Consider the following 952-nt stretch of genomic DNA (forward strand, 5'->3'; position numbering starts at 1 on the left):
GCGGCCGGCTCCGGGGCGGCCGGGCCGGTCCCGTAGGCCTGGACCCGCATCGAGACCGACAGGGCGAGCAGCAGGCACAGGGCGCCCAGGCCCGCGCGGTCGGCTCTGGTCAAACGGGACGCGCGACCGGGCACGGCGACCTCTCGACATGGATGACGATGGGCAGCAGCGAGGCCGCCACCGAGACCAGCGCCACGGTCACCGAGCCGGCCCCGTCGTGCCAGTGATGATAGGCCTCTGCCGACGGCAGCATCGCCAGGATCCGGGCGATGTTGATCGCGACGACCAGGATCGCGCTCGCCGCCAGGGCTCCCAGCGCCCCGCGGCCGATCGGTCGCCCGGCGATCTTGAGCACGCACAGCCAGATCAGGGCCGCCAGCGACAGGTTGTGGAACGCCGAGCAGCCCTCCAGCATCACGATCGACCAGTCCGGGCGGGTGCTGAGATAGACGCCGGTGGCGTGCAGGCCGGGAAACGCGAGGCGCCCGACCCAGGCCATCACGGCCACCTCGAACGGCTCGATGGCGTGGTAGAACAGCTTGAAGACGAGCTTGCTCCACAGCTCGCACACCGACAGGGCCAGCCAGATCTGACCGATATCGGCGAGCAGACGGTCTTCCGAGCGCCGGACGAGGAACCACGCCGCGACGAGCGTCATGCCGGCGTAGACCGCGTGGGGCTCGGGCAGGAACCACGTGAGCGCACCGGCGACCAGGATACCGGGGTCGGACCGCGTCAGCGCCGGGCGGACCTCACGGGCGGTGAACAGGAGGACCGCCGTCGCCAGCGCGGCGAACACCTCGCCGAACTTAAGTTCGACGAGGCGCTGAAGGCCCGGATCGGGCTCGAGCAGCAGGCGCTGCAGGGCGGCCGACAGGGAGGTGCCGCAGCCGAAGACCAGCAGGCTCCAGCGCGCGGCGTGGACCGGCGGGCTCGACGGGCGCGCGTGGGC

Annotated in this window: 1 protein-coding gene; it reads right to left on the reverse strand. The window is 72.0% G+C overall.

What is annotated here, in order from left to right; translation table 11 throughout:
- Nucleotides 1-109 precede the first annotated feature (109 nt).
- Nucleotides 110-952 (reverse strand): hypothetical protein (locus FV228_RS30940; RefSeq protein ID WP_147857885.1); only part of this gene is annotated, 843 nt, incomplete at its 5' end.

Source organism: Methylobacterium sp. WL18 (assembly GCF_008040015.1).
In the GTDB taxonomy this organism is placed as follows: domain Bacteria; phylum Pseudomonadota; class Alphaproteobacteria; order Rhizobiales; family Beijerinckiaceae; genus Methylobacterium; species Methylobacterium mesophilicum.